This window comes from Pseudomonas sp. D4-21, from assembly GCF_051132125.1.
GTDB lineage: Bacteria > Pseudomonadota > Gammaproteobacteria > Pseudomonadales > Pseudomonadaceae > Aquipseudomonas.
The window spans coordinates 4,253,506-4,265,605 of sequence record NZ_CP071664.1; the positions used below are offsets into that span (position 1 = coordinate 4,253,506).

Annotated in this window: 12 protein-coding genes; 5 read left to right on the forward strand and 7 right to left on the reverse strand. The window is 60.0% G+C overall.

What is annotated here, in order from left to right:
- Positions 1-108 precede the first annotated feature (108 nt).
- Positions 109-1,461 carry a GntP family permease gene (locus J3Q04_RS18960; RefSeq protein WP_305496305.1) on the reverse strand — a complete coding sequence of 451 codons (1,353 nt, stop codon included), beginning with the start codon at positions 1,459-1,461 and terminating at the stop codon, positions 109-111.
- Between the two features lie 92 nt (positions 1,462-1,553).
- Positions 1,554-2,087: a gluconokinase gene (locus J3Q04_RS18965; protein WP_420764418.1), complete on the reverse strand. Its 534-nt coding sequence runs from the start codon at positions 2,085-2,087 to the stop codon at positions 1,554-1,556.
- 216 nt (positions 2,088-2,303) lie between these two features.
- Here J3Q04_RS18965 and J3Q04_RS18970 point away from each other — a divergent pair, with 216 nt between their 5' ends.
- The 3 genes from J3Q04_RS18970 to J3Q04_RS18980 all read left to right on the forward strand — a co-directional run bounded on the left by J3Q04_RS18970 (position 2,304) and on the right by J3Q04_RS18980 (position 4,557).
- Positions 2,304-3,335 carry a LacI family DNA-binding transcriptional regulator gene (locus J3Q04_RS18970; RefSeq protein WP_420764417.1) on the forward strand — a complete coding sequence of 344 codons (1,032 nt, stop codon included), beginning with the start codon at positions 2,304-2,306 and terminating at the stop codon, positions 3,333-3,335.
- Positions 3,336-3,493: 158 nt separating this feature from the next.
- Positions 3,494-4,048 (forward strand): hypothetical protein, encoded by a 555-nt coding sequence (locus J3Q04_RS18975; protein WP_434562688.1) that lies wholly within the window; start codon positions 3,494-3,496, stop codon positions 4,046-4,048.
- Between the two features lie 86 nt (positions 4,049-4,134).
- Complete coding sequence (locus J3Q04_RS18980; protein WP_434609992.1) at positions 4,135-4,557, forward strand: GNAT family N-acetyltransferase; 423 nt, start codon at positions 4,135-4,137, stop codon at positions 4,555-4,557.
- A 127-nt stretch (positions 4,558-4,684) separates the two neighbouring features.
- On the opposite strand, the gene def is transcribed toward J3Q04_RS18980, so the two are convergent.
- From def to J3Q04_RS18995, 3 genes are all read right to left on the reverse strand, one after another.
- Entirely contained in the window at positions 4,685-5,224 is a 540-nt protein-coding gene (def, locus tag J3Q04_RS18985) for a peptide deformylase (protein ID WP_434562684.1), read from the reverse strand.
- Positions 5,221-6,171, reverse strand: a complete 951-nt coding sequence (locus J3Q04_RS18990; protein ID WP_420764413.1) for a YihY/virulence factor BrkB family protein — start codon at positions 6,169-6,171, stop codon at positions 5,221-5,223. Before J3Q04_RS18990 ends, def begins: the two co-directional genes overlap by 4 nt.
- Before the next feature lie 174 nt (positions 6,172-6,345).
- Positions 6,346-6,537, reverse strand: a complete 192-nt coding sequence (locus tag J3Q04_RS18995) for a CsbD family protein (RefSeq protein ID WP_420764412.1) — start codon at positions 6,535-6,537, stop codon at positions 6,346-6,348.
- A gap of 195 nt (positions 6,538-6,732) precedes the next feature.
- On the opposite strand from J3Q04_RS18995, the gene J3Q04_RS19000 reads away from it, so the two are divergent.
- Positions 6,733-7,110, forward strand: coding sequence for a hypothetical protein (locus J3Q04_RS19000; RefSeq protein WP_030139341.1), 378 nt, complete (start codon positions 6,733-6,735; stop codon positions 7,108-7,110).
- Between the two features lie 58 nt (positions 7,111-7,168).
- Here the strand turns inward: J3Q04_RS19000 and fadD1 are convergent, their stop codons facing one another.
- Together fadD1 and fadD2 are read right to left on the reverse strand one after the other, a co-directional pair.
- Positions 7,169-8,860: a long-chain-fatty-acid--CoA ligase FadD1 gene (gene fadD1, locus J3Q04_RS19005; RefSeq protein WP_420764411.1), complete on the reverse strand. Its 1,692-nt coding sequence runs from the start codon at positions 8,858-8,860 to the stop codon at positions 7,169-7,171.
- A gap of 363 nt (positions 8,861-9,223) precedes the next feature.
- Entirely contained in the window at positions 9,224-10,912 is a 1,689-nt protein-coding gene (fadD2, locus tag J3Q04_RS19010; RefSeq protein WP_434609988.1) for a long-chain-fatty-acid--CoA ligase FadD2, read from the reverse strand.
- Between the two features lie 209 nt (positions 10,913-11,121).
- On the opposite strand from fadD2, the gene J3Q04_RS19015 reads away from it, so the two are divergent.
- A complete protein-coding gene (locus tag J3Q04_RS19015) occupies positions 11,122-12,066 on the forward strand; it encodes a lysophospholipase (RefSeq protein WP_434609986.1) in 945 nt (314 codons plus the stop codon).
- Positions 12,067-12,100 lie beyond the last annotated feature (34 nt).

A 12,100-nucleotide genomic window follows, 5' to 3' on the forward strand; every position in this document is an offset into this window, starting at 1 on the left:
CAGTCGCAAACCGGTCGCCTCACTCCATGAGACGGAGTTGACTGGATTGGGGCCGCTTCGCGGCCCAGCGGGAGCAAGCTCCCTTGCCACAGTTAGTCCAAGGTGTTCTTAGATCACCAGCGACAGCAGCAGGATGAAGATCAAGCCCACCACGGACAGAATGGTTTCCATCGCGGTCCAGGTCTTGAAAGTCTCGGCCACGGTCATGTTGAAGTACTGCTTGACCAGCCAGAAACCCGCATCGTTGACGTGGGACAGGATCAGCGAACCGGCGCCGGTCGCCAGCACCAGCAGCTCACGGTTCACGCCCGGCATCATCCCCACGACAGGCACCACGATCCCGGCACCGGTAATGGTTGCCACGGTCGCTGAGCCTGTGGCGATACGGATCACCGCCGCCACCAGCCACGCCAGCAGGATCGGCGAAATCTGCGCACTCACCGCCATGTGACCGATCACATCGCCCACACCGCTGGTCACCAGCATCTGCTTGAAGCCACCACCAGCACCGATGATCAGGATGATCGCGGCGGTCGGGGCCAGGCTCGCGTCGAGCCATTTCAACATCTGGCTGGAACCGATCCCCTGTTTGTAGCCGAAGGTGTAAAGCGATAGCAGCAACGCCAACAACAGCGCCGAGATCGGGTGGCCGATCATGTCCATCCAGACGCGGAAGAGGTTGCCATCCGGCAGCGCCACATCAGCGAACGTCTTGAGCAGCATCAGGAACACCGGCGAGAGCACGGTGATCAGGGTGATGCTGAAGCTTGGCAGCTCGGCGGCGTTCGTCTCACGGGCCAGTTGGTCCACCAGTTCCTGATTTGGATGCCCGGGGATGTGCTTGGCGATGAAGGTACCGAAGATCGGGCCGGCAATGATAGCGGTCGGCAGCGCGACGATCAGGCCATAAAGAATGGTCTTGCCGATGTCGGCGCCGAAGATGCCGATCGCCAGCAGTGGCCCCGGGTGCGGCGGCACCAGGCCGTGGACCGCGGAGAGGCCGGCCAGCAGCGGGATACCAATCTTGATAATCGACACGCCGGTGCGGCGCGCCACGATGAACACCAACGGAATCAGCAACACGAAGCCGATTTCGAAGAACAGCGGGATGCCCACCAGGAACGCGGCGAACATCATCGCCCACTGCACCTTTTCCTTGCCGAAGGCACGGATCAGCGTCTGGGCGATCTGATCGGCCCCGCCCGATTCAGCCATCATTTTTCCGAGCATCGTGCCCAGCGCCAGGATGATGCCGACAAAACCGAGCACGCCACCGAAGCCGTCCTGGAACGCCTTGATGATGGTGCCGGTCGGCATGCCCGACGTCAGGCCGAGGAACGCGGCGGCGATGGTCAGCGCAATGAACGGGTGGAATTTGAACTTGGTGATAAGGACGATGAGTCCGATCACCGTGACCACTGCATCAAGCAGTAGAAACGTCTCGTGGGACATGCCGAACATGGGAGGTGTCTCCTGATTTGTTGTTGTTATTGAAGCAGTTATTTATGGGCCGTCGGGACAGCGCTATCTTTCTGACGCATATTTTTCGAAACTCAGCCGGCGAGTTTCAAACCGTGGGCCAGCCACCAGACGTAGGCCTGGCGGGCCAATTCATCGATGCTGTGGCTGGACGCATCCAGAGCCAGGGTCAGGGGCTCGCCAACAGGGGATTCGAGGGTGGCAAACTGGCTGTCGATCAGGGTCGACGGCATGAAATGGCCCGGACGGTGGGAGACACGATCGGCAGCCACTTCGGGGGTCAATTCAAGGAATACGAAGCCCAGGCCCGGCAGGGCGCTGCGTAGGCGCTCGCGATAGCTGTGCTTGAGGGCCGAGCAGGTCAGCACCGGGCGCTCGCCCGTGCCGTCGACACGACGCAACTCGTCGCACAGGCTGTCGAGCCAGCCGGCACGGTCGTCGTCAGTCAAGGGAATACCGGCGCTCATCTTCTGAATGTTGGCCGCGGGGTGGAACGTGTCGCCTTCGATGGCGGTGGCGCCGCTCAGTTGGCACAGGGCCTGGCTGACGCAAGTTTTGCCGCAACCGGCAACGCCCATGATGACCAGGGCGGTGATTGGATTATTCATGTAACACCTCAGCGCGCAGACAGCGCTACCTTTGCCAGTTATGACACCGCAGCAAAAGCAGAAGTTGCCGACGCCTTCTTGTCATTTTTGTGGTTGCAGCATGTTCGTCCACGACACCCACGGGACAGGGATCAGGCAAACCCTGTCAACGCATTTGCAGCCGCGCCGAGACAGCGCTACCTTAGTGCCTTGATTTTTGTTTGGCAAGCCGCCCTGATGACCGCCCCTAAAAACGATAAGAATACTCGCACCACCGGTCGCCCCACGCTCAATGAAGTCGCCCGCCTGGCCGGGGTCAGCCCGATCACCGCCTCCCGTGCCCTGCGCGGCGTCAGCACCGTGGCCGTCGAACTGGTGGACAAGGTCCGCCAGGCCGCCCTGGAACTCAATTACGTCGTCAATCCCGCGGCCCGGGCCTTGGCTTCGGCCCAGAGCCATTCAGTGGTGGTACTGGTGCCGTCACTGTCCAACCTGTTGTTCATCGACACCCTGGAAGCCATCCATCGCGTCTTGCGGCCCAAGGGATTCGAAGTGGTGATCGGCAACTACCATTATTCCCGGGACGAAGAAGAAGACCTGCTGCGCAATTACATGGCCTATCAGCCGCGCGGTCTGTTGCTGACCGGATTCGACCGGACCGAAAGCGCCCGGCGCATGATCGAGGCCAGCAATATCCCCTGCGTGTACATGATGGAACTGGATCCGGGCGCCGGCCTCAACTGCGTGGGATTCTCCCAGCTCCAGGCCGGCGAGACCGCCGCCGAGCATTTGATCTCCCGAGGCCGCAAGCGCCTGGCCTACATCGGCGCGCAACTGGACCAACGCACGTTGCTGCGCGGCGAAGGCTTTCGTCGCGCCCTCCAGAAGGCCGGGCTCTACGACCCTGACCTGGAAGTGCTGACCCCTCGCCCGTCGTCGGTGGGCCTGGGCGGCGAATTGTTCCTGCAATTGCTGGCCAGCCATCCAGACGTCGACGCGATTTTCTTCGGCAACGACGACCTGGCCCACGGCGCCCTGCTCGAAGCGTTGCGCTGCGGCATCAGGATTCCCGAACAGGTTTCGATACTGGGCTTCAACGACCTGCCCGCTTCGGCCCACATGGTCCCGCGCTTGAGCAGCATCAGCACCCCGCGAGAAGAAATCGGCCGGCGCGCCGCCGAACAGATGCTCACGTTGATGGCCGGCAACCGCATCGCCCAGCCGGTCGTCGACCTGGGTTTCGAACTCAAGATTCGCGAAAGCACCTGAGCGCCCCGCCACCCTGCGGTCGATCCATGCCGACGAACGGCAAGGATTGGCCGCACCGCGCTGTGCGTTTCGCCTGTAGCCCTTGAAAAACGGGGCCTTGCGCGACGGCATGGTAATTGCTCCCACCATCGCTCAGCCATTACCTACGGGTACACATCATGTTGGTCAGCGTAAAACAACAAGCGATAAACCTGCCCCTCAAACGCCCCGGCGAAGACCCGACCGCCGAAGCCGCCAGCGGCTTGCAAAGCGCCGCCCTGCAATCGCTGCGTGACAACGTCCAGGCCCAGGCCAACCAGGGCAGCACCCAGGTCCAGGAATCCATCACCCGGCAAGCCACGCAGCAGGTCAACGCCGCCACCGCCATCAGCGACAACGTCGACGAGGCCTTCGCCAAGACCCGCGTGCAACTGCAGACCGTCGCTTCGTCAGCCGCCGACGAGGCGAAGAAAGCACGCAGCTCTGCCATGACGGAGTTCAAGGAATACATGAGCAAGACGCCTGAAGAACGCTTGCGTGACAGCATTCTTGAGGAAATGGGCATCACTGAAGAAGAGTACGCGCAGATGCCGCCCGAGAAGCAACGGGCGGTCGGCGAGGAAATTGCCCAGCGCATGCAGGACAAGGCCGCGATGGCGCAGGTGGAAAAAGCCCAGGAAAGCCGGACGGATGAGAAGAATCCGGCCACGGACATGTTCCTCGCCTCGCTGTAGACCTTGCAGACAGGCGCCGGAGATGTCCCGGCGCATTGTTTGTTCCCTTATAATCGCCCATCTCCCCTGCCCTCTCCGCCCTCGCCATGCCCGACTTCCACTACACACGTCTCGACGAGCCTCTGTGGCCGTTGATGAACAAGTTCTACCGCGCCCACCAATCCTCGATGAAAGCCGTGCGCGACGCCCAGCTGTGGGTAGCACGGCGCGAAGACATCGTCGCGGCGCTGTGCCTTCGACCGGTTTCGGGCGGGCATTGGTTGACGGGATTGTTCGTCGACCCGGCGCACCGCGTACAAGGCGTCGCCGCGCGACTGATCGCAGAAGCGGTGAAGGGGCTGGATGAACCGGTGTGGCTGTTCTGTCACCCGGACTTGCGCGGGTTTTATGAACGACGGGGCTTCAGCTTCGACCCCGAACTGCCCTATGCGATGGCTGAAAGGCTGAGCCGGTATGCGCGCAGCAAGCCGATGATTGCGATGGGGTTGGAGCCCAACATACTCTCCTGACGCCGAACACAGTTCATTGTGGGAGTGAGTCTGCTCGCGATCGCGGACTGAATTCAACAGGTGAGTTGACTGAAATACCGCAATCGCGAGCAAGCTCGCTCCCACAATTTTTTTGTGTCGGTTTTAGCTAGTCGTCAGCCATAGGGTCCAGATCCGGAAACATCACTTCGGTAAACCCGAACTTACTGAAATCAGTGATGCGCGACGGATACAAGCGGCCGATCAAGTGATCGCACTCATGCTGGACCACCCGGGCATGAAAGCCCGAGGCGGTGCGCATGATCGGCTCGCCCTTGGGGTCGAAACCTTCGTAACGAATATGCTGGTAACGATCCACCGCGCCGCGCAAGCCTGGCACCGACAGGCAACCTTCGAAGCCTTCTTCCATCAACGGACTCAGCGGCGTGATCAAAGGATTGATCAGGATCGTCTGCGGCACCGCTTCGGCATCGGGATAGCGCTCGCTGTGCTCGAAGCCAAAGATCACCAGTTGCAGGTCCACGCCGATCTGCGGCGCCGCCAGGCCGACGCCGCCGACGCTTTCCATGGTCTGGAACATGTCGTCGATCAGTTGCCACAACTCGGCGCTGTCGAACATTTCCGGCGGCAACGGCGGGGCGATGCGCAGCAGGCGTTCGTCGCCCATCTTCAGGATTTCGCGGATCATGGTCGGGCTTCGTCTGTAGGGGTATGAGCAACGGAATGGTCGCGCCCCAGGCCCGACACATGCTGTTTCTCGTGCTCGCCCGGGGTCTTTTCACCGGTGTCCTTGCCTTCGGCGGACATGTGTTCGATGACCGCATTCATCTCGGCGCCGAGTAGCAACACCGCCGCAGAGATATAGAAATACAGCAACAACACGATGATCGCGCCGATACTGCCATACATGGCGTTGTAGTCGGCGAAGGTCTTCACATAGAACGCAAAACCCAGGGACGCGATGATCCACACCACCACCGCCAAAACCGAGCCCGGCGTGATGAAGCGGAACTCCTGTTTGACGTCAGGCATCACGTAATAGATCAGCGCCACTGCCACCATCAGCAAAAACACGATGACCGGCCAGCGCGCCAGGGTCCAGACGGTGACGATGAACTCCTCCAGCCCGATCTGCGAGGCAATCCAACCCATCACTTGCGGGCCCAGTACCATCAAGGCCGCGGCGACCAACAGCATGCCGGCGATACCGACCGTATAAAGAATCGACAGCGGAAAGCGCTTCCAGGCCGGGCGCCCCTCGACCACGTCGTACGCCGCGTTCATGGCGCTCATCATCAGCCGCACGCCAGCCGACGCGGTCCACAGCGCAATGACGATACCCACCGAGAGCAAGCCGCCCTTGGATTGCTGGAGCTGGTCGATCACCGGGTTGACCTGCTCCAGCGCCTGGGGCGGCAGCACCAGTTCCGATTGCAGGCGCAGCCAGGAAAAGAAATCCGGCAGGTGCAGGAAGCCGATCAGCGCGATGAGGAAAAGAATGAAGGGAAACAGCGAAAACAGCATCTGGTAAGCCAGTGCGGAGGCGTAGGTCGACATCTCGTCGTCGAGAAACTCGGTCACCGTGCGCATCATCACGCGATGCAGGGGCAAGCCTTTCAAGGCCGGGAACATCATGTGCGTCTCCTTTCGCCGCAAAAGAGGAAGGTCGCCTGGCGACTCACGGGGCTGCTATCCGTGACAAAAGTAACCTGTTTGGCGACTTTGGAACAATTTCCCCGGTGCAAGTTCGAGCCGACATGATAACGGCCACCCGCGGATGGCCGTTCCAATCGCTTTTTTACAGGCCGGTTATGCCTCGTCCACGCCTTTCTTGACTGCATCCTTGGCCTTGCCCGCGGTTTGCTGGGCCTCACCTTTTTTCTCCTGGACCACGCCCTCGGCGCGCATGCGGTCATTGTCGGTGGCCTTGCCGACACCTTGCTTGATGTTGCCGACAGCTTCGTTGGCAACGCCCTTCACTTTATCGTTCGTGCTTCCCATGATGTTTCTCCTGTGAACAACTGTAAGAAAAGTCATTACATAGGGGTTGACCGACGCCGTTTGCAGGGAGTTTCATTTTTTCAGCGGCGCATTTCATCGTCAGATGCAGGTTGCGCTTTATGTTTGCCGACCCACACCCGAGAATGCTCCACGTATTCAGGCTGCGCCTGAAGCTCCAATTCCCGTAGGAACGTTATGAAACTCGATAAAAAGCAGGCCATCGCCCGCAGGAACCAGGAACTGGGCGGTGCCGTCCTGGGCGTCAACAACTGCCATTTCAGCGAACTGAACCGCAACCGCAACATCTTCTGGTTCGACATCCCGGTGGCCCGCCTGGCCATTGGGCAGTACGAATGGATTCACCTGCTGCTGCACACGCCTGCCACCGACGAACTCTTGCACCTGAAAGTGCCCACTGTGTTCCTGCGGGAAAAAATGGAAGGCCTGGAAGTACGCAACCAGGGCAAACGCAAGGCAGCCCTGAGCCTGGAGCTCAGCGCAGACAAGGATTCGTACCTGCAAGACATGCGGCCCGGCGGCACCAATCTGGATTTTGCGCAGTTTCGGTTGTAACGCTCCACTCGATCAACAAAAAGCCCCGCATCAGCGGGGCTTTTCATTGGTGGGGTTGTTACTTTTTCAGCCCCAGCTTCCTGAGCTCTTCATCACGCAACTCACGCCGCAGGATCTTGCCGACGTTGGTGGTCGGCAGTGCATCGCGGAACTCCACGGACTTGGGCACCTTGTAGCCGGTGACGTTGGCGCGCATGTGCTCCATCACCTGTTCCTTTGTGAGCGTGACACCCGGACGCGCGACGATGAATATCTTGATCGCCTCGCCGGATTTCTCGTCAGGTACACCGATGGCCGCGCATTGCAGCACGCCCGGCAAGGCCGCCAGCACGTCTTCCAGCTCGTTGGGGTAAACGTTGAAACCGGAGATCAGGATCATGTCTTTCTTGCGATCGACGATGCGCATGTAGCCATCCGGCTGGATCACGGCGATGTCACCGGTCTTGAGCCAGCCTTCGCTGTCGAGGATCTCGTCGGTGGCGTCCTGGCGCTGCCAGTAGCCCTTCATGACCTGCGGGCCTTTGACGCACAATTCGCCGATTTCCCCCAAAGGCAACTCTTCGCCCGCGTCATTGATGACCTTGCACAAGGTCGACGGAACCGGAATGCCGATGGTGCCGACCTGGATGTTCTGGATCGGGTTGACCGTGGCAACCGGGCTCGTCTCGGTCATGCCGTAGCCTTCGCAGATCGGGCAACCGGTGACCGCTTTCCAACGCTCCGCCGCCGCCAACTGCAAAGCCATGCCGCCAGACAGGGTAACCTTCAGCGCCGAGAAATCCAGCTTGCGGAAGGCTTCGTTGTTGCACAGCGCCACGAACAACGTGTTGAGCCCTACGAAGCCGCTGAACTTCCATTTCGACAGCTCCTTGACCATCGCCGACAAATCGCGCGGGTTACTGATCAGGATGTTGTGGTTGCCGATCAGCATCATCGCCATGCAATGGAAGGTAAACGCGTAGATGTGGTACAGCGGCAGCGGCGTGATCAGTACTTCACAGCCCTCATTGAGGTTGGAACCCATCAGCGCCTTGCATTGCAGCATGTTCGCCACCAGGTTGCGGTGGGTCAGCATGGCGCCCTTGGCCACGCCCGTGGTGCCGCCGGTGTATTGCAACACCGCCACATCATCACTGGTGGGGCTCGCTTCGTTCACAGGCTGGCCGTGGCCCTTGCTCAGGACGTCGTTGAACTTGATGGCCTTGGGCAAATGATAGGCCGGGACCATCTTCTTGACGTACTTGATCACGCTGTTGATCAACAGGCGCTTGAGCGGCGGCAGCAAGTCCGCCACTTCGGTGACGATGACGTGCTTGACGCCAGTCTTGGGCACCACGCTTTCGGCAAGGTGCGCCATGTTAGCCAGGCAGACCAGTGCCTTGGCACCGGAATCGTTGAATTGATGCTCCATTTCCCGCGCGGTGTAGAGCGGGTTGGTATTGACCACGATCAGTCCGGCGCGGATGGCGCCAAACACAGCCACTGGGTACTGGAGGACGTTGGGCAGTTGCACGGCGATTCGATCGCCCGGCTGCAAATCGGTATGCTGTTGCAGGTACGCGGCAAAGGCACCGGACAATTCGTAGAGCTCACCGTAGGTGATGGTCTTGCCGAGGTTGCTGAATGCCGGCTTGTCGGCGAAGCGTTGGCAGGAATGCTTCAACACCGCCTGAATATTCGGATACTCATCTGGATTGATGTCGGCAGCAATCCCAGCTGGGTACTTATCCTTCCAAAAGTTTTCAATCATGGAAGCCCCACTCCTCAGCAACGCGAATTCTCACCGCATTTGATGCGATTATTATTGGTGTATGTCTATTGGTGAATCTGGCTTGGATAACGGCCGAGAAGTCACAAAAGCGCGCCGAGAGTAGCAGCTTTGCCAAGGGTCGCCTAGAGCCAAAAGCGGCCCCTACAGTCACAAATATGACTCAAGAACATTCAATGGTCATTTTTAGAGTAAAAATTCTAAGCCTTATTTAATTGTCCCGAATCCATAAAACCTGTGGGAGCGAGCTTGCTCGCGATAACGATGTATCAGCCAATCTTTCTGGCACCGATACACCGCCATCGCGAGCAAGCTCGCTCCCACTAAGGGTCTGTCGCGCCGGCCTCAGGCGATATCGCGCAACTCCCGGCGCAGGATCTTGCCCACCGGTGTCATCGGCAGCGATTCCCGCAACACGATGTGCTTGGGCACCTTGTAGCCGGTGAAATTCTCCTTGCAGTACGCCTTGAGCTCTTCGAGGCTGACGCCCGCCTCACGGGCCACGACGAACAGTTTCACCGCCTCCCCCGAACGTTCGTCCGGCACGCCGATGACCGCGCAGCTGGCGACTTTCGGGTGGGCCATCACCACATCCTCGATTTCGTTCGGGTACACGTTGAAGCCCGAGACAATGATCATGTCTTTCTTGCGATCAACGATGCGCACGAACCCGTCGGGGTCGATCACAGCGATATCTCCGGACTTGAACCAGCCCTCGCTGTCGAGCACTTCGGCGGTCGCTTCGGGCTTGTTCCAGTAGCCCTTCATGATCTGCGGCCCCTTGATGCACAGCTCGCCGCGTTCGCCCAAGGGCAGCTCGACACCGTCGTCACTGATGACTTTCATCAGCGTACCCGGCACCGGCAGCCCCACCGTGCCCAGGCGCGACTTGCCACCGTAAGGGTTGGCGCTGGCCACTGGCGAGGTTTCCGTCAGGCCGTAGCCCTCGGTGATGCCGCAACCGGTCAACTGCTTCCAACGTTCGGCGGTGGCCTTGACCAACGCGGTGCCGCCTGAGTTGGTGACCTTGAGGTTGGAGAAATCCAGCGTCTTGAAATCCGGATGGTCCATCAGCGCGACGAACAGCGTGTTGAGCCCCAGCAGCAACGAAAACCGCCAGTTCTTCAGCTCCTTGATGAAACCGCCGATGTCCCTTGGATTGGTGATCAGCACGTTGTGGTTGCCCGTGACCATCATGCACATGCAGTTCGCCGTGAAGGCGTAGATGTGATACAGCGGCAGCGGTGCGATCATCACCTCCTGGCCCTCGCGCAACAAAGGCTTGCCGTCGTCGCCGATCTGCCCCAGGCAGGCGCGGGCCTGCTGCATGTTGGCCACCAGGTTGCCGTGGGTCAGCATGGCGCCCTTGGCCAAGCCGGTGGTGCCGCCGGTGTATTGCAGCACGGCAATGTCCCCGAGGCTGACATTGAGCGGATTGATGGCCTGGCCCCGTCCCAAACGCAAGGCGCTCTTGAAGGAAATGGCCTGGGGCAGCGAATAGGCCGGGACCATTTTCTTGACCTTGCTCACGACTGTATTGACCAGCCAGCCCTTGGCGGTGGGCATCAGGTCGCCCATCTTCGCCTCGATCAGGTATTGCAGGTCGGAGTCGGGCAGCACTTCCTGCACTTTCTGCCCGAACAGGTTCATGTACACCAGCGCCCGGGCGCCGGAGTCCTTGAATTGGTGACGCATTTCCCGAGGGGTGTACAGCGGATTGGTGTTGACCACCACCAGCCCGGCGCGCAGGGCACCAAAAACCGCGATCGGGTATTGCAGGACATTGGGCATCTGCACGGCGATACGATCGCCCGGCGCCAGGTCGGTATTGGCTTGCAGGTAACCGGCGAAGGCCGCGCTGTAACGCTCCAACTCGGCGTAGGTGATCGTCACCCCCATGTTGCTGTACGCCGGACGGTCGGCAAATTTCTTGCAGGAACGCTCGAACACCTCGACGACTGACTTGTAGGCACTCAGGTCGATGTCCGAGGGCACGCCGGCCGGGCGTTTGTCATTCCAGAAATCAGGCTGCATTGTTTTTGTCCTCTTTACCTGAACATATCCGGTAACCGCTTGCGTATCGCTTGCACAGGCGGAGCTCATGGGACACTAGCAGCTATGGCCAATCAGGCAAATATGGCAACTTGCGTCATAGATTGTGTGAATCTTGCTGAATCGCCTGGCGCAACGGATGCGCTATACAATGCAGCGACGCTGCGTCTGACTTTGTGCAAGGAACCGCCATGATCCACCAAACGTTCTGGCTGACCGCGACCGATCACAGCCGCTTGCTCGTCAACCAATGGCTACCCGAAACCGCCCCGCTGGCGGTGATCATGCTGGCTCACGGCATGGCGGAACACAGTGGCCGCTATGGGCGCCTGGCCCAGGCGTTGTGCGATGAAGGCTACGGCGTCTACGCGCCGGACCAACGTGGCCACGGCAAGACCGGCGAAGAAGCGATCCTGGGTCATTTTGCCGACCAGGACGGCTGGGCCAAGGTTGTGGGCGACCTGGCAAGCCTGAACCATCACATCGGCCAGCAACATCCAGAAACACCAATCCTGCTGCTGGGGCACAGCATGGGCAGCTATATCGCACAGGGCTATTTGTTGCACCACAGCGCCAGCCTGCACGGGGCCATCCTCAGCGGTTCGAACTTCCAACCCGTGGCGCTTTACCGCGCGGCGCGGCTAATCGCCCGCTTCGAACGCAGGCGGCAGGGCGCCACTGGGCGTAGCGCCCTGATCGAATGGCTCTCATTTGGCAGCTTCAATAAAAAGTTCAAACCGACCCGCACGCCCTTCGACTGGCTCAACCGCGACCCCGGCGAAGTCGACAAATACATTCGCGACCCGCTGTGCGGCTTTCGTTGCACCAATCAACTGTGGATCGACCTGCTCGGCGGGTTGCAGCAGATCAGCAAAGCGTCCAATCTCGCGCAGATCGATCCAGGGCTGCCGCTGCTGGTGATTGGCGGTGAATGTGATCCGGTGAGCGAAGGCAAGCGTCTGAGAGATCTGGCCGATGCCCTGCGCGACGCCGGCAACCAACGTTTGCAACTGAAGATCTATCCGCAGGCTCGGCACGAACTGTTCAACGAAACTAACCGCGATGAGGTGACCGCCGATGTGCTGGCCTGGATTGCCCAGACGCTAAGCCACCAGCGACCACCACGCAGCGAGTAGGTTTGCAGCGTTTTTTCTCTACACGTCACAGGAT

Excerpts from the sequence above, each read along its gene's own strand:
- J3Q04_RS18970 (WP_420764417.1), top strand. The coding sequence starts at position 2,304 with ATGACCGCCCCTAAAAACGATAAGAATACTCGCACCACCGGTCGCCCC.
- J3Q04_RS18980 (WP_434609992.1), top strand. The coding sequence starts at position 4,135 with ATGCCCGACTTCCACTACACACGTCTCGACGAGCCTCTGTGGCCGTTG.
- fadD1 (WP_420764411.1), bottom strand. The coding sequence starts at position 8,860 with ATGATTGAAAACTTTTGGAAGGATAAGTACCCAGCTGGGATTGCTGCC.
- J3Q04_RS19015 (WP_434609986.1), top strand. The coding sequence starts at position 11,122 with ATGATCCACCAAACGTTCTGGCTGACCGCGACCGATCACAGCCGCTTG.
- J3Q04_RS18960 (WP_305496305.1), bottom strand. The coding sequence starts at position 1,461 with ATGTTCGGCATGTCCCACGAGACGTTTCTACTGCTTGATGCAGTGGTC.
- J3Q04_RS18995 (WP_420764412.1), bottom strand. The coding sequence starts at position 6,537 with ATGGGAAGCACGAACGATAAAGTGAAGGGCGTTGCCAACGAAGCTGTC.
- J3Q04_RS18965 (WP_420764418.1), bottom strand. The coding sequence starts at position 2,087 with ATGAATAATCCAATCACCGCCCTGGTCATCATGGGCGTTGCCGGTTGC.
- J3Q04_RS19000 (WP_030139341.1), top strand. The coding sequence starts at position 6,733 with ATGAAACTCGATAAAAAGCAGGCCATCGCCCGCAGGAACCAGGAACTG.
- fadD2 (WP_434609988.1), bottom strand. The coding sequence starts at position 10,912 with ATGCAGCCTGATTTCTGGAATGACAAACGCCCGGCCGGCGTGCCCTCG.
- def (WP_434562684.1), bottom strand. The coding sequence starts at position 5,224 with ATGATCCGCGAAATCCTGAAGATGGGCGACGAACGCCTGCTGCGCATC.
- J3Q04_RS18975 (WP_434562688.1), top strand. The coding sequence starts at position 3,494 with ATGTTGGTCAGCGTAAAACAACAAGCGATAAACCTGCCCCTCAAACGC.
- J3Q04_RS18990 (WP_420764413.1), bottom strand. The coding sequence starts at position 6,171 with ATGATGTTCCCGGCCTTGAAAGGCTTGCCCCTGCATCGCGTGATGATG.